Origin of the sequence: Actinoplanes flavus (assembly GCF_017592555.1) — a bacterium.
Lineage (GTDB): Bacteria > Actinomycetota > Actinomycetes > Mycobacteriales > Micromonosporaceae > Actinoplanes > Actinoplanes flavus.
Genome location: NZ_JAGFNS010000063.1, coordinates 1 through 14936 on the forward strand (window position 1 = coordinate 1; position 14936 = coordinate 14936).

Consider the following 14936-nt stretch of genomic DNA (forward strand, 5'->3'; position numbering starts at 1 on the left):
GGCGGGAGGGGGCAGACGGTCGCGCCGTCCGGCGGAACGGTCGAGTTCCGCGGGACGGCGCAGCCCGTACCGAAAGAAAAGCGACGTCAGCGGGAGGCGAGCACCCGGCCGGCGGCCGACGCGGCCTCGGCGGCGGTCTTGTGCATGAGCTCGGCCGTCTCGGTGAAGGCGTCGAGGGCCGGGTTGACGCCGACCAGGGTGAACTCGCGCTCGATGAGGGTGAGGTCGGCGCCCCAGATGTCGGCGACGACGCGCCGCAGGTACTCGGTGTTGTGGTCCCAGCCGTCGCGGGGCGTGCCCGGGCCGTAGGCGCCGCCGCGGGTGGTGAGGACGACGGCCGGCTTGCCGTCGAGGAGCTTCTCGCCCTGCTCGCCGCCGGCCATGGCGAGGTCGATCCAGGTCTTGACGTGCTGCGAGACGCCGTAGTTGTAGAACGGGAAGGCGAAGATCACCGCGTCGGCGGAGCGCAGTTCGCCGGCCAGCTCACCGGCCAGCGCGATGGCGCTGGTGTGGGCGGCGGTCCGCTGTTCGGCCGGGACGTAGGTGCCCTGGATGGCGTTCGCCCAGGCCTCCGCCGGGATCGGGTCGGTGGCGAGATGGCGGCGGACGATCGGCGCGCCGGCCAGTTCCTTCTCCACCAGGTCGGCGAGCGCGCTGCTGGCGGAGTTCGGGCCCTGGATGCTCGCGTCGATACGCAGGATTGCCATCGATTTCTCCCCAAATCGGAGTTGAATGTTCAACACGAAGGTTGCCACATCAACTATTGAATGTTCAAGGTCAGCGATCGCGTATTCTGCTCAGTCGTGAGCGATCCCACATCCGCCCCCTGGCTCTCCGACGACGAGCAGCGCGCGTGGATGGCGCTGACCACGGTGCTCACCACACTTCCCGCCGCGATCGACGCGCAGCTCAAGCGGGACTCCGGGCTCAACTTCTTCGAGTACACGATCCTGTCCTCGCTGGCCCAGGCCCCCGGCCGGGCGCTGCGGATGAACAGCCTCGCCCACCTGGCCGCCGGCTCACCGTCCCGGCTCTCACACGCGGTGTCCCGGCTGGAAGGACACGGCTGGGTGGCACGGCGCAACACCGAATCGCCGGAGGGCCGCTGGGTCGAGGCGGTGCTCACCGACGCGGGCGCGACCGCCGTCGCGGCGGCCGCCCCGGCGCATGTCCGGGAGGCTCGCCGGCTGGTCTTCGACGGGCTCACCGCGGAGCAGGTCGAGCAGCTCACCCGGATCGGCTACCAGCTGCTGCGGGCCACCGCCCCGCACCTCACGGCCTGCATGGAGGTCCCCGGGGCCCGGCCGCCGACCTAGGCCGCGATCTCCCGCAGGATGGCCAGAACCGTGCGCACCGACGCCCGATGCAGCGTTTCCGGCCTGGCCAGCACGTCGATGTACCGGCCGGCCGGCAGGTCCGCGAGCGGCCGCAGCGCCAACCGCGGGTCCGGAACCGTGGTGCGCCCCGGGAGCAGCGCCAGCGCCGCGCCGGACGCGACCACCGACGCGGCCACGGTGAACTCGTTGATCCGGTGCGCCACGTCCAGCGGGCGCCCGGCCGCCGCCGCGATCGCGGTCAGCACGCCCTCGAGGGGAAACCCCTCGTGCACGCTGATCCACGGGAACGCGCTCACGGCGGCCGCGGTGAGCGGTTCCCGCCCGGCGAGCGGGTGATCCACCGACATGGCGACGTACAGCGGCTCGTGGATCAGCGGCACGACGGTCAGCCGGTCGACCGGCCAGGGCGGGCTGTGCGCCAGCCGGTGCGCCAGCACCAGGTCGTAGTCACCGACCAGTGACGGGAAGTCGGCGTGTGCCACGTCCTCGTCACAGCAGCGCACCGGGGGCCCGCCGGTCGCGGCGAGCCGGGCGATCAGCGGCGCGAACCAGGTGAGCCCGGCACTGTGGAAAGCGGCCACGGTCACCGCGGCGGCGGGATCGTCCAGGTAGTCGCCGACCGCCCGGGACGCCCGGTCCAGCGCGGTCATCACCTCCACGGCGGCCGCCGCCAAGGCCCGCCCGGCCTCGGTGAGCACGAGCCGGCGACCGCTGCGCTCGGTCAGCGGCACCCGCGCCGACCGTTGCAGGGTGTTCAACTGCTGGGACACCGCGGATGGCGTGATGTGCAGCGCGCGGGCGACCGCGGCCACGCTGCCCCGCTCTCCCAGCTCGCGCAACAGTCTCAGGTGATGCGGATCCATTAGCGCTCACTACATCGTCGATTCACGGGTTGCCGTCTTGTCTACCGGATCGAAGGCGCACACGCTTCCCGATGTGACCGGAGACCTTCTACTGCTCGCCGTGGCCGTGATCTGGGGCAGCAGCTACCTGGCGGCCAAGACCCTGACCGTGGCCGGGGGCGTGCTCGTGGTGCTGGCGCTGCGCTACCTCGTGTCGATGGCCGCTCTGCTGCCGCTGGCCGTCACGCGCCGGCCGGGACGGCGGGAACTCGGCGTCGGCGTCCTGCTCGGATGCACGCAGGCGTCGGTGCTGGTGCTGGAGACGTACGGGGTGTCGCTGACCAGCGCCACCAACGCCGGTGTGCTGATCAGCCTGACCATTCTGCTCACCGCGCTGATGCAGGGCGGGCTGCCGGGCCGGTTCCTGCTGGCCGCTGGGACGGCGACAGCCGGGGTGGCGCTTCTGGTGGCCGGCCCCGGATTACGGGCGGGGTCGGCCGGTGACGCGCTGATCCTGGCCGCCGCCGTGGTCCGGGCCGCGCACGTGACGCTCTCCGGACGGCTGGCGAGGCCGGGGTACGACACGGTCACGCTGACGACGGTGCAGACGGTCGTCGGGGCGGTGGTCTTCGGCGCGGCGGCCGGGCCGGCGCTTCTGCCCACCGCCGCCGGGTTCGGGACAGCGCAGTGGCTGGGGGTGCTCTACCTGGCGCTGGGGTGCAGCGTGTTCGCGTTCCTGGTGCAGTTGTGGGCGATCCGGCGGACCTCGGCGGCCCGGGCCAGCCTGCTGCTGGGCACCGAGCCGGTGTGGGCCGTGCTGATCGGCGTGGGCGTCGGCGGCGAGCACCTGACCGGCACCGCGGTGGCCGGAATCGGACTGGTGCTGGCCGGTGTCTACTGGGGTCAGCGGGTGGAACGGTCCTCACGGGCACGGACCGCGGCCGCCCTGTCCACGGCCGCGAGTCGGGACCGCTCGGCCTCGGCGCACGGCTCCACGACCCTGACCCCGGACCACTCAGCCTCGGCGCACGGCTCCACGACCCCGACCCCGGACCACTCAGCCTCGGCGCACGGCTCCACGACCCCGACCCCGGACCACTCAGCCTCGGCCCACGACTCCACGACACCCACCCCGAACCACTCAGCCTCGGCCCACGACTCCACGACACCCACCCCGAACCACTCAGCCTCGGCCCACGACTCCACGACACCCACCCCGAACCACTCAGCCTCGGCCCACGGCGCCGTGGCCCCGGCCCCGGCTCAGGCCCCGGCTCAGGCTGTGAAGTAGGCCCTGATGGTGTCGGACTCGCTCGTGACGGTGTCGGCCGGCACCAGGTCACCGGCGTGGGCGGTCAGCACCGCGGCTCGCCGCTGGAGGATCTCGGCGGCCTTGCCGCTGGTGTAGAGGGCAGCCTTGAGGTCGGTGAGCGCCTTCTCGTACGCCGCTTTGAAGGTGGTGTCGGCGTTGAACCGTTGAACCAGGATGTTGCTGCGTCCACCGGGCCGCCCGCCTCCGCCGCCGTTGCCGTCGCGCTGACCCCCGTCGGCCGGCGGCTGCATCTCGCCGCCGTCGGCCGGTGGCTGCATCTGGCCGCCGTCGGCCGGTGGCTGCATCTGGCCGCCGTCAGCCGGTGGCTGCATCTGATCGCCGCCCGGGTTTCCGCCACGACCGCCGCCGCCCATCCCGCCGAAGGCCAGGTTGTGGTCCCAGGCGACCACGGTGAACTGATCCTTGCCGGTCGTGTACCGCAGGTACGAGTTGTTGCCCGGCCCGTCGATGTCGTCCGAGTTCTTGACCAGTTCCTGGAACGCCAGATACGTGGCGAACGCCGACACATCCAGGTGAGAGGCCAGGCCGGAGGCGAAGGCCTCGTCCTTGGACTGGTTGATGAACTTGAGGAAGGCGATCAGCGGCGCCAGATTGGGGTTGTCGGAATCGGTCTCCTGGTCGAAGACGTCCTTGTAGCTCTCGACGTCCTCGCCGCGGTAGGCGTAGTCGCCGCCGCTCTCCGCCTTGTACAGGATCCCGGCCGCGCCGAAGTTGTCGGCATCCCACTTGTCCGACAGGTTCTCGACAATGAGGCGCAGCACCTGATCGCCCCCGTTGACGGTGAGCCGGGTGGAGGCCGACCTCTGGGTGGCCAGTCCGGCCAGGCCCAACAGTTCCAGGGCGACCGCCTCGTTCAGCGCCGACTTCGTGGTGTTCGAGCGGACCACGAAGTCGGTGTACCCGCCGTACGCCTGCCCGTCGGTGAACTTGTCGAGCCGCACGAGCCAGGGCAGGTCCTGCGGGTTCTCGGCGGAGACGCTGCCGCCCGGACCGCCGCCACGCTGCTGCCGGCCGCCGGTGTTCCCGGTGCTGCCCGATTTGGTGAGCCCTTTCAGCGACGAGTTGCCCTTGAGCCGCAGCCCGGCCTTCTCGAAGGTGGTGCCGTCGATCGTGACGCCCGCCTCGATCCAGTTCTTGTCACCGTCGTTCAGGAAGGCGTCGATCATCGTGTCGTAGTCGGACTGCTCGAACGTGACGTCGATGTCGTGGACCAGCGTGGCGTCGAACAGTCCGCTGCCGGCCGTGGCGGTGGTCGACGTCGACGCGGCCGCCGTCGTTGCGCTCCGCAAGCCGCAGCCGGCCAGGACGGCCACGCCGAAGGCACCGGCGAGCGCGGCGCCGAACGAGCGGCGGGAAAGCTTGGGATCGGGCATTCTGGCCATCCTTGATCGCGGTACGGCGGGGACGGCTCAAGGAAACGTCGCGGGCTCAGGTGTGGGTTGTGCGGAGGCTGTGCGTCGCCTGACAGCCACGATGAGCAGGACGGCGAGCAGCACGGTGGCGATCGGGGCGCCGGGGAACTTGACGAATCGGGCCAGCCCGCCGCCGTCCGGCAGCACCGAGAACGCGCCCACCACGGTGACCGCCATGATCGCCGTGGTGCGCCGGGTGGTCGCGGCGAGCAGAGTGAGCGGCCAGAGCAGGTACCAGGGGTGCAGAACCGGGGCGAGCAGGACGGTCGCGGCCAGCGCCAGGGCGGCGCCGTGCAGGGCGGCACGGGTGCGGTCGGCGGCGCGGTGGGCGCGCCACCAGAGGTACGCCAACGTGGCGGCGAGCAGGACGACGGCCAGGGCGCGGACCACGGGCACCGCGTCGAACCCGGGGTGCACGATCCGGCCCAGGTAGGTGAGGGTCATCCCGACCGCGGTCGGCGGTGAGGTGAACTGGACCATCGAGGTGCCCACGCCGGTGGCCGGAATCCACCCCCAGCCCAGGCCGCTCGCCACGGTGAGAGCCACCAGGGCGGCTGCCGCTCCACCTCCGACGGTCGCGGCGGCCCGGCGCAACGGGCTGGCGGCCAGGATCGCGAACGGGACGATCACCAGGGCGGTCAGCTTCACGGAGACCGCCAGGCCGAGGAGCGCGCCGGCGGCGAGAAGCCAGGAGGTGCGTGCTCCCGACCGTACGATCAGGGCAAGCGCGACCATCGCCAGGCCGAGCATGACCGCGTCGTTGTGTGGCGCGGCGAGCAGGTGGGCGCCGACCAGCGGCCCGGCGAGCGCCAACCAGAGGGCCCGTTGTGGCGGGATGCCGCAGCGGCGCGCCAGCGGTGGAAGGGCGATGGCGACCGCCACGATTCCGGCCAGCGCGGCCAGCCGCAGCATGAGGATGGCGCCGGCCAGGCCGCCGCCCACCGCCACTGCCGCGGCGGCGATCAGGATGAAGAGCGGGCCGTACGGGGTGACCGTGTCCCGCCAGTTCATCGAGACCGTGTCGATCCAGGTGCAGGGCAGCGCATTCACGCCATGGTGGTACGGGTCGATCCCGTGCTGGAACATCTCGCCCTGGCAGACGTAGGAGTACACGTCCCGGCTGCCCATCGGCGGCGCCAGCAGGAACGGCAGGGTCCACAGCGCCGCCGTGACGAGAACCCAGCGTACCGACGGCGTCCGGTCACGGCCGGACCACCAGGCGTACGCCTGCAGGCCCGTCCCCACCAGCCAGCACGCCAGGATCAGCAGCCCGTGGTGGCCGCGCGCCACGCTCGCCGGTGTGGCGTCCAGGTCGGCCGTGGGCAGCGCGCCCCCGAGCCGTCCGCCGATCACCAGCAGCACCGATCCGGCCAGGCCGAGATAGCGGATTCCCGTCAACGACACGTCCACATCGTCGGGCCGCCCGGTGAACGCCGGACGGCCGGTGTCGAACCGGCGGTGCTCCGACGGCCGACGTCATGATGACCGATGCGGGCCAGGCCGCTTTCGCGGCCGGTGGCGCCGCCCGCACCCGCCAACAGTCGATCTTGGACGGTTAACCACCGGTTTCGGCGGCAATGCGCCCACGATCGCGCGATCTGGCGGACGCGAAACACGCGGCATTCTCGAACGATCCACTACCGCCTGCGGTGATATATCGCCCAAGATCACACGATCTGGCGGGCGCGGACGACGCGGCATTCATGGGCGATCCGCCACCCCCTTCGGTGGCAACACCCACAAGATCGCACGACCTGGCGAATGCGAGCGGGACAGCATTCTTGGACGATCCACCACCGCCCTCGGCGACAAAACGCCCAAGATCGCACAACCTAGCGGGCGCGGACGACGCGGCGTTCTTGGACGATCCACCACTGCCTTCGGTAACAAAACGCCCAAGATCGCACGACCTGGCGGGCGCGGACGACGCGGCGTTCTTGGACGATCCACCACCGCCTTCGGTAACAAAACGCCCAGGATCACACGATCTGGCAGGCGCGGACGACGCGGCATTCTTGAACGATCCACTACCGCCTTCGGTGGCAACAGCCACAAGATCGCATGGCATGGCCGGCGCGAACAACGCGGCATTCTTGGACGATCCACCACCGCCTGCGGTGACAAAACACTCAAGATCGCACGACCTGGCGGGCGCGGACGACGCGGCATTCATGGACGATCCACTACCGCCTTCGGTGGCAACACCCACAAGATCGCATGGCATGGCCGGCGCGAACGACGCGGCGTTCTTGGACGATCCACCACCGCCTGCGGTGACAAAACGCCCAAGATCACACGATCTGGCAGGCGCGGACAACGCGGCATTCTTGAACGATCCACTACCGCCTTCGGTGGCAACACCCACAAGATTGCACGATCTGGCGGATGCGAGCGGCACGGCATTCATGGACATCGCCGCCGCCCTCGGTGGCAACACCCACAAGATCGCACGACCTGGCGGATGCGAGCGGCACAGCCGTCATGGACGAATCGCCACCGCTTTCGGTGGCAATGCGTTCACGATTGTGTGGTCTGGTGGGTGCGGGACGCGTGGCGTTTTCCTGGCCGTGGCGGATCTAGCGCAACCGGTAGGTGATGTGGGTGGCCAGCGAGGCGGCCCGGGAGCTGATCTGTTCCAGCTTGAGTGGCGGAACTCCGTCGAACAGGCGCTCGCCGGCCCCCAGCATGAGCGGCGCGACGTTGAGGGTCAGCTGGTCGATCAACCCGGCGGCGAGATACTGGTTGACCGTCGATGCCCCGCCGGCGATGGCGATCCGCCCGTCCCCGGTCGCCGTGCGCGCCCGCTCGAAGGCTTCGTGGATCCCACCGGTGACGAAGTGGAAGGTCGTGCCGCCGGCCATCGGCAGGTCCTCGCGGGGGTGATGGGTGAGCACGAAGACCGGTTTGTGGTACGGCGGCTCGTCGCCCCACCAGCCGGTCCACGACAGATCCCAGGCGCCGCGGATCGGGCCGAACATGTTGCGGCCCATGATGTACGCGTCGGCGTCCGTGTTCGCGGCGATCTCCGCCCGGTTCTCCTCCGGCGTCTCGAACATCCACCGGTGCAGGTCGATGGCGGGGCTGTCACCGAGCGGCTTGTCGGCGGCCTGGTTCTTTCCGGCGACGAACCCGTCGGCCGAAACGGAGATGGATGCGGTCACGAACGCCATGCTGGTCTCCCTCGAGCCGGTCACGTCCTGCCGACATTCTGGTCCACGCGGCCGCTACAGGCGCCCCACCTGGCAACCGAACACCGGCCACATCCCACGACAAACTGACGCACGCGACCGCTGCAAGGTCGCGGCGTGCGCGACGGAGCCGGGGCCGCCACCGCGGCACCGGGTTCCACGCCGGGCGGCCGGGAACTCGGCGGCGATGGTGCCGAGCACGCGTCGAACTGCTCACCGACAGCGACGGCGTCGGGCTGGTCGAAGATCGTGCGGACCGGGGTGGCGACCCATGGCTGGTTCATGTGGCCGCTTTGAGGGCCTCCACCAGGTAGCGGGACAGGTGCCGGACCGCGGGATTGCGGTCGGTGGCCCGGGTGGTGGCGTAGATCTGGCGGACCAGCCCGGTGGGCCGGGCGATCGGCAGGTGCACGAGCCCGCGCTGCGGGGTGGCGGCGAGCCGTGGCACCAGGGCGACCCCGAATCCGGCGGCCACCATCGCGAGCGCCATCGGATAGCTGTGCACCCGTGTCTCGATGCGCGGTTCGAAACCGGCGGCCCGGCAGGCCATCTCGGTGGCGGCCTGGAAGCCGGTGCTGGTCAGCGCCGCGACCCAGGCCGCGCCGGCGAAGTCGGCCAGGTCGATCGCGCCGCTCGCGGCCGGTGCGTCGTCGCGGGGTACGGCGAGAAGCATCGGTTCGCGGTAGAGCGGCCGCTGGTCGAGGCCACGCAGGTCGGGCCGGGACAGTGGCGCGTACTCGTGGGTGACCGCCAGATCGATCGTTCCGGCCCGCAGTTCGGGCAGCGCCTCGGCGGATTCCCATTCGGTGAAGCGCAGTTCGACCTCGGGGTGGCGGCGCCGGAAGGTGGTCAGCGCCGGGACGACGAACCCGATGGCGGCGGTGGCGAAGGCGGCGACCCGCAGAGTGCCCCCGCGCAGTCCGGCCACGTCGTGGACGGCACGCTCGGCCTCGTCGATGCCGGCGAGCAGGCGGCCGGCGTGCTCGGCGAGAACCCGGCCGGCCTCGGTGAGCCGGACACTGCGTGCCGAGCGTTCCAGCAGTGCCGCGCCCAGGTCCCGTTCCAGGGCGACGAGTTGCTGGGAGGCGGCGGCCGCGGTGCATCCGGCCAGCTCTGCGGCGGCGGCGATGGTGCCGGTGGCCGCCACGTCACGCAGCAGGCGCAGTCGGCGAGGGTCGAGCATCGGCCAACCTTATGCTCAGCCTCCGGCGCCGGCTATGGATCTTGTGCTTGGCCGGGGGCAGGCTGACCGTATGCCGCTTGACCCGCATCTTCTCGCCGCGTTCACCGTCGCCACGATCGTCGCCATGCTGGCGCCGGGGCCGGACATGCTGTTCGTGCTGAGCTGTGGGATGCGGGGTGGGCCGCGAGCCGGACTGCTGGCCACCGCCGGGCTGGCCACCAGCGAGGCGGTGCACGTGCTGGTGGCCGCCGCCGGGTTGAGCGCGCTGTTCACCGCGGTTCCGGCGGCGTTCACCGTGCTGCGGGTGGCCGGCGCGGTCTATCTCGGCTGGCTCGGGGTGCGGATGATCCGGCAGCGCGGGGAGGCGCTGTCGGAGAAGCCGGGCGCCACCGGCCGGCGCGCGTATCTGAGCGGGTTCCTGACCAACCTGTCCAACCCGAAGATGATCGCGTTCTCGGTGGCGTTCCTGCCCCAGTTCGTGGATCCGGCGCGGGGGCCGGTGTGGGCGCAGTTCGCCGTACTCGGAGTGATTCTGATCTTCTTGGAGTTCGTGATCGACGGGGCCGTGGGGGTCGGCGCGGGCCGGATCGGCTCGTGGTTGCGGGAGCGCCGCACGCTGAGCCGCCGGATCGACGCCGCCACCGGTGGCATCCTGATCGGCCTGGGTGTGCGCCTGGCCGTGGAGCGGTAGCCGCGGTTTCGCGGCCATTCTCCCGCCGGACACGTCGTATTCAACCGGGCTCTATCCTTTCGTCGTCGTGAATGGCGATTCACCGGGCGGCCGATTTCCGGGTGAGGACCGTTCACCTCCCGCAACAGGAGCGTCCGGGCCGCACGGCGCCACACCGGACAGTGACAGGAATTCACATAGAACTCTCAGGTAAATCCCGGGCGGGACACCCTCGAAACAATGTCGAGACTCTTGTAAACTGCACAACCGCACCGCTCCGGCCGGGATGAAGATTCGGACTCAGACGATGCTCAATCGCACGGTCATGTTCGCCAAGCAGCACGCGCCCGAGTCCCTGCGCGTGCTCGCACGCAGGGCGCAGCTGGAAGCCCACAACACACGGCTTCGCCTCACCGTGCCGGTCGTCGATCGCTGTGAATACGTGAACATCTACCACTGCGCGGTCCGCAAGACCGCCAGCCAGTGGATCAAATCGCTGCTCAGCGACCCGATCGCCTACCGTCACTCGGGGTTGCTGACCTACGATCCGCGCTTCTACAACTGGAGCCATCCGCGGGTCTGCCCGCCGAACCGGATCGCGTTGTCGCTGTTCTTCTCCCGTAAGCGTTTCGACACCACACCGAAGCCCGACGCTCACCGCGCGTTCTTCGTCTATCGCGATCCGCGGGATCTCGTCGTGTCGAGCTACTTCTCCACCAAGGACTCGCACGGGCCGATGGGCGACGTGCTCGAGGTCCGCCGGAACCTGCGGGAGAAATCGAAGAAGGACGGCCTGCTCTACCTGGTCGACCACCTCGCCCGCAAGGGCACGTTCAACGCCGTCCGCTCCTGGGTGAAGGCGCCGTCCTCCGCCGAGGTCGCGCTCTTCCGCTACGAGGACCTGGTCGGCCCGGACCAGGCCGCCCAGGTCGACCGCCTCTTCCGGCACTGCGGGATCATCGTCCCGCCCGCCGAGATGGCGATGCTGCTCGACCGGTACAGCTTCGGCCGGATGAACGACCGCAAGGGCGCCGGCAAGGTCTCGCACTACCGCAAGGGCGAGGCCGGCGACTGGCGCAACCACTTCGACGACGACATCACCGAGGCCTTCAACCGGGCCACCGGCAACCTGCTCACCCTGCTCGGGTACGACGAGCCGGCGACCGCCGCCGAGACGAAGCTCCGCCGTCCCGCCACCATGTAGGACGCCCGGCCTACGATGCCGGGCATGACGGGGAGCATCGACTACACCGCACCGGGCCCGCTCACCGACCTCGCGACGATCGACCGCGGCGCCCTCGTGGACCTGCCGGAGGATCCGGCGGCCATCCTGCGGCTCGCGCAGCACCTGGTGATCCAGCCCGGCGACGCCGGCCAGCTCGGTCCGCCGCCCGGCCGTTTCGGGGAGAACCAGTTCCGTCCGGCGGCCCGCCTGATTCGCGCGCTGCTGGCGCTCGATCCGTCGCCGTTGACCGTGGCCCGCCCACCCGAGCGCCGCGTCATCGGCACCTGTCGCCATTTCGCCGTGCTGACCTGTGCCCTGCTGCGCCACCGGGGGATCGCGGCCCGGGTCCGCTGCGGGTTCGGGGCCTACTTCCAGCCCGGCCTGGCGCTGGACCATTGGGTGGTGGAGTTCCGGCCGGCGGCCGGGGCGCCGTGGGTTCGCGCCGATCCGGAGACCATCTCGGTGACCACCCTGCCGCCGTCGCCGTTCGGGCCGGGTGGCCGCCCGGATCCGGCCGATCTGCGGCCCGGCGAGTTCCTGACCGGCGGCGAGGCGTGGGTGCTGTTCCGGGCCGGGCGGGCCGACGGGGCGGCCTTCGGCGTGCCCGGCACGGAGAATTTCGGTCCCGCCGAGATCCGGGGCAACGCCATCCGGGATCTGGCCGCCCTCAACCGGGTGGAGATCCTGCCCTGGGACGAGTGGGGCCGCATGGAGGCGTCGTACCAGAACCGGACCGGCCCCGGCTACGACGCCCTGATCGACACCGTCGCCGCCACCTGCGCCGCCGACGACCCGGCGGCCGTCGCGGCCCTCTACAAGTCCGAGGACCTGGAGGTGCCGCCGACCCTGCTGCTCTGAGCCTGTGGGGCGGGCTGGCGCAGCAGGGGTGGGTGCAGGAGCGTGGCCGGGCCGCGGCGGAAGAGCTGGGCGGGCCGGCCGCGGTCGCGGATGACCGTGCCGCCGGTGGGTTCGATGAAGCCCTCGGCCCCGGTCACCTTGCGGTGGAAGTTGCGCGGGTCGAGGCGGGTCCGCCAGACGGTCTCGTAGACGGCGCGCAGGTCGGCGACGGTGAACTCGGGCGGGCAGAAGGCGGTGGCCAGCGGGGTGTACTCGAGTTTGGCGCGGGCCCGCTCCAGGCCGTCGGCGAGGATGCGGTCGTGGTCGAAGGCCAGTTCGCCCGGGGTGATCTCGGCGGCGGGGCGCCAGGCCGCGCCGGCGGCGTCGCTGCCGGGCACCGGGGACGGCAGGTCGGGCAGCAGGGCCAGGTAGGCGACGGTCACCACGCGGCCGCGCGGGTCCCGGCCGGGTGTGCCGTAGGTCGCCAGCTGTTCGAAGTGGCCGTGCTGCGGGTCGAGGCCGGTCTCCTCGCGCAGCTCGCGGGCCGCGGCCTCGCCGAGGTCCTCGCCGGGCAGGACGAAGCCGCCCGGTAGCGCCCACCGGTCCGGGTAGGGCGGGATGCCCCGGCGGATCAGCAGCACCTGGAGTGCGGCCTGCCGGATGGTCAGCAGCACGAGGTCCACGGTGACCGACACCACGTTTAGCGTCATGTTGACGATAATAGCGCCTCGGGATTATCGTCAGCTCGACGAAAAAGCGGACGAGAAGTACGAGTGAGGGACGGCTGAGATGGCTGACGTGACGCGACGACTGCACCTGCGGCACCTGCGCGGTGCCCCGACCAGCTGGATCAGCCACACCGTCAAGGGCCGCCCGAAGCGGGCCGGGACGGGGCTGTCGTTCTGGTACCGGCCGTTGACCGCGGTGCTGTCCGAGGTGCCGGTGGACGACCGGGAGCTGCCACTGCTGTTCCACGCCCGGACCGGGGACTTCGCCGACGTGACCGTGCAGGCGACGGTCACCTACCGGTTCAGTGACCCGGCCGCGGCATCCGGTCGCCTCGACTTCTCGATCGACCCGTTCACCGGGAAATGGCGCGGCCAGCCCCTCGACCAGGTGGCGACGCTGCTGGCCGAGCTGGCCCAGCAGCCGGCCCTCGACGTGCTGGCCCGGGTGCCGCTGGGTGAGGCGCTGACCAGCGGCATCGCCCCGGTCCGCCAGTCGGTCGCGGACGCGCTGGCCGGCGACCCCCGGCTCACCGAGACCGGCGTCTCGGTGGTCAGCGCCCGGGTGGTGGCGATCCGGCCGGAGCCGGACATGGAACGCGCCCTGCAGACGCCGACCCGTGAGCAGGTGCAGCAGGAGGCGGACCGGGCGACGTACGCCCGCCGCGCGCACGCCGTGCAGCAGGAGAGGCAGATCGCCGAGAACGAGTTGCAGAGCAAGATCGAGCTGGCCCGCCGGCAGCAGGAGCTGGTCGAACAGCACGGCGCCAACACCCGCCGGGAGGCCGAGCTGGACGCCGAGACACAGCTGGTGGCCGCGAAGGCCGACGCCGACCGCAAAGAGATCGCCAGCATCGCGGCCGGGGAGCGGACCCGGCGCGGCGCCGTCACCGAGGCCGAGGCCACCCGGGCGCGCGACGAGGCCCGGGCCGCCGGAGCGCGGATCGTCGGGCTGGCCGAGGCGGAGGCGGAGGCGGCGCGCCTGGCCGCGTACCGGGATCTGCCGCCCGCCGTCCTCCAGGCGCTGGCCCTCAAGGAGCTGGCCGGCCACCTGCCCGCCGTGAACGAGCTGACGATCACCCCGGACGTGCTCACCAAGCTGGTCGGACGGCTGGGCCAGTGAGCGGCCTGGCTCCCCGGGTGGTGGTCGTGTCCCGGCGCAGTGAGCTCGACGAGCTGCTGGCCCGGCACGGCACGCTGGGCGCGGCCGCGTACTTCCTGCGCCAGCGCGGCCGCGACCTGGACGAGGTCACCGCCCGGCACGAGGCGCTACGGGCCGCGCTCACCGAGGTGGGCGCGGCGGTGCCGGCCGACTGGCGGCGCGGCCACGTGGAGCGGGCCGACCTGCCGCGGTTCCTGTTCGCGCCGGAGGACGTGGTGGTCGCGGTCGGCCAGGACGGGCTGGTCGCGAACGTGGCGAAGTACCTGGACGGGCAGCCGGTGATCGGGGTGGACCCGGAGCCGGGCCGCAATCCGGGGGTGCTGTCGCGGCATCGGCCCGCCGGGATGGCGGCCCGGCTGCGCGACGCCGGCCGGCACACCGAGGAGCGGACCATGGTGGTGGCCCGGCTCGACGACGGCCAGGAACTGTACGGCCTGAACGAGGTCTACGTCGGCCACGCCGGTCATCAGTCGGCCCGGTACGTGCTGACCACTCCGGACGGTGACCGGGAGCGGCAGTCGTCGTCCGGGCTGATCGCCGGCACCGGGACCGGGGCGACCGGCTGGTGCGCGTCGATCGCCCGGGAGCGGGCCGCCGTACCGCCGCTGCCGGCGCCCGGTGACGCCGCATTGTGCTGGTTCGTCCGGGAGGCGTGGCCGTCACCGGCGACCGGGGTCCGGCAGACCGCCGGCCGGCTCACCGCGACCGCCGAGCTGGAGCTGACCAGCGAGTCGGAGCGGCTGGTCGTCTTCGCGGACGGGCTGGAGTCGGACGCGCTGGAACTGTCCTGGGGTCAGCGGGTCCGGATCGGTGTGGCGGCCCGCCGGCTGCGGCTGGTGTAGGGGCGGCTAAGGCGTGTTTCAGAAGTCGTGGTGGCCGGTGAAGGTCACGGCGTGGCGGTGATCGATATTTGAAGAGGTCTCCGGTAAACGGTTCAGCGACCAAGCTCGAACTTCATACCGGAGACCTCGTGGCCACCTTAGCGGTGACGAGGCGGCATGACCTCACCGACGCCCAGTGGC

At 71.4% G+C, this 14936-nt stretch carries 16 protein-coding genes; 8 read left to right on the forward strand and 8 right to left on the reverse strand.

Going from position 1 to position 14936, the window contains the following annotated elements:
- Positions 1–86: 86 nt before the first annotated feature.
- Positions 87–707, reverse strand: a complete 621-nt coding sequence (locus J5X75_RS43300) for an FMN-dependent NADH-azoreductase (RefSeq protein WP_208473562.1) — start codon at positions 705–707, stop codon at positions 87–89.
- Positions 708–803: 96 nt separating this feature from the next.
- On the opposite strand from J5X75_RS43300, the gene J5X75_RS43305 reads away from it, so the two are divergent.
- Complete coding sequence (locus J5X75_RS43305) at positions 804–1316, forward strand: MarR family winged helix-turn-helix transcriptional regulator (RefSeq protein ID WP_307798654.1); 513 nt, start codon at positions 804–806, stop codon at positions 1314–1316.
- Here J5X75_RS43305 and J5X75_RS43310 read toward each other — a convergent pair.
- Positions 1313–2200: a LysR family transcriptional regulator gene (locus J5X75_RS43310; RefSeq protein WP_208473564.1), complete on the reverse strand. Its 888-nt coding sequence runs from the start codon at positions 2198–2200 to the stop codon at positions 1313–1315. The two genes, J5X75_RS43305 and J5X75_RS43310, sit on opposite strands and share 4 nt — an antisense overlap.
- 73 nt (positions 2201–2273) lie before the next feature.
- Here J5X75_RS43310 and J5X75_RS43315 point away from each other — a divergent pair, with 73 nt between their 5' ends.
- Complete coding sequence (locus J5X75_RS43315; protein ID WP_307798655.1) at positions 2274–3470, forward strand: DMT family transporter; 1197 nt, start codon at positions 2274–2276, stop codon at positions 3468–3470.
- Here J5X75_RS43315 and J5X75_RS43320 read toward each other — a convergent pair.
- From J5X75_RS43320 to J5X75_RS43335, 4 genes are all read right to left on the reverse strand, one after another.
- Entirely contained in the window at positions 3455–4885 is a 1431-nt protein-coding gene (locus tag J5X75_RS43320) for a CotH kinase family protein (protein ID WP_208473566.1), read from the reverse strand. The genes J5X75_RS43315 and J5X75_RS43320 overlap by 16 nt on opposite strands.
- A 36-nt stretch (positions 4886–4921) precedes the next feature.
- Entirely contained in the window at positions 4922–6328 is a 1407-nt protein-coding gene (mptB, locus tag J5X75_RS43325) for a polyprenol phosphomannose-dependent alpha 1,6 mannosyltransferase MptB (protein WP_307798656.1), read from the reverse strand.
- Between the two features lie 151 nt (positions 6329–6479).
- Complete coding sequence (locus J5X75_RS43330; protein ID WP_208473568.1) at positions 6480–7337, reverse strand: hypothetical protein; 858 nt, start codon at positions 7335–7337, stop codon at positions 6480–6482.
- 163 nt (positions 7338–7500) lie between these two features.
- The gene (locus tag J5X75_RS43335; protein ID WP_208473569.1) at positions 7501–8094 is read right to left on the reverse strand and encodes a dihydrofolate reductase family protein; all 594 of its coding nucleotides are present in this window, start codon (positions 8092–8094) and stop codon (positions 7501–7503) included.
- Positions 8095–8229: 135 nt separating this feature from the next.
- Between J5X75_RS43335 and J5X75_RS43340 the strand changes: the two genes are divergently transcribed.
- Entirely contained in the window at positions 8230–8409 is a 180-nt protein-coding gene (locus J5X75_RS43340; RefSeq protein ID WP_208473570.1) for a hypothetical protein, read from the forward strand.
- Here the strand turns inward: J5X75_RS43340 and J5X75_RS43345 are convergent.
- Complete coding sequence (locus tag J5X75_RS43345; RefSeq protein WP_208473571.1) at positions 8393–9295, reverse strand: LysR family transcriptional regulator; 903 nt, start codon at positions 9293–9295, stop codon at positions 8393–8395. The genes J5X75_RS43340 and J5X75_RS43345 overlap by 17 nt on opposite strands.
- A gap of 70 nt (positions 9296–9365) precedes the next feature.
- Here J5X75_RS43345 and J5X75_RS43350 point away from each other — a divergent pair, with 70 nt between their 5' ends.
- From J5X75_RS43350 to J5X75_RS43360, 3 genes are all read left to right on the forward strand, one after another.
- The gene (locus J5X75_RS43350; RefSeq protein ID WP_208473572.1) at positions 9366–9986 is read left to right on the forward strand and encodes a LysE family translocator; all 621 of its coding nucleotides are present in this window, start codon (positions 9366–9368) and stop codon (positions 9984–9986) included.
- A 286-nt stretch (positions 9987–10272) separates the two neighbouring features.
- Positions 10273–11169 (forward strand): sulfotransferase domain-containing protein, encoded by an 897-nt coding sequence (locus J5X75_RS43355; protein ID WP_208473573.1) that lies wholly within the window; start codon positions 10273–10275, stop codon positions 11167–11169.
- A 24-nt stretch (positions 11170–11193) separates the two neighbouring features.
- Positions 11194–12048: a transglutaminase-like domain-containing protein gene (locus J5X75_RS43360; protein WP_208473574.1), complete on the forward strand. Its 855-nt coding sequence runs from the start codon at positions 11194–11196 to the stop codon at positions 12046–12048.
- Here J5X75_RS43360 and J5X75_RS43365 read toward each other — a convergent pair.
- Positions 12003–12737, reverse strand: coding sequence for an NUDIX hydrolase (locus tag J5X75_RS43365; protein WP_208473575.1), 735 nt, complete (start codon positions 12735–12737; stop codon positions 12003–12005). The two genes, J5X75_RS43360 and J5X75_RS43365, sit on opposite strands and share 46 nt — an antisense overlap.
- 79 nt (positions 12738–12816) lie before the next feature.
- Between J5X75_RS43365 and J5X75_RS43370 the strand changes: the two genes are divergently transcribed.
- Both J5X75_RS43370 and J5X75_RS43375 read left to right on the forward strand, forming a co-directional pair.
- Positions 12817–13875 (forward strand): SPFH domain-containing protein, encoded by a 1059-nt coding sequence (locus J5X75_RS43370; RefSeq protein WP_208473576.1) that lies wholly within the window; start codon positions 12817–12819, stop codon positions 13873–13875.
- A 26-nt stretch (positions 13876–13901) separates the two neighbouring features.
- Complete coding sequence (locus J5X75_RS43375) at positions 13902–14756, forward strand: NAD(+)/NADH kinase (RefSeq protein WP_307798657.1); 855 nt, start codon at positions 13902–13904, stop codon at positions 14754–14756.
- Positions 14757–14936: the final 180 nt, after the last annotated feature.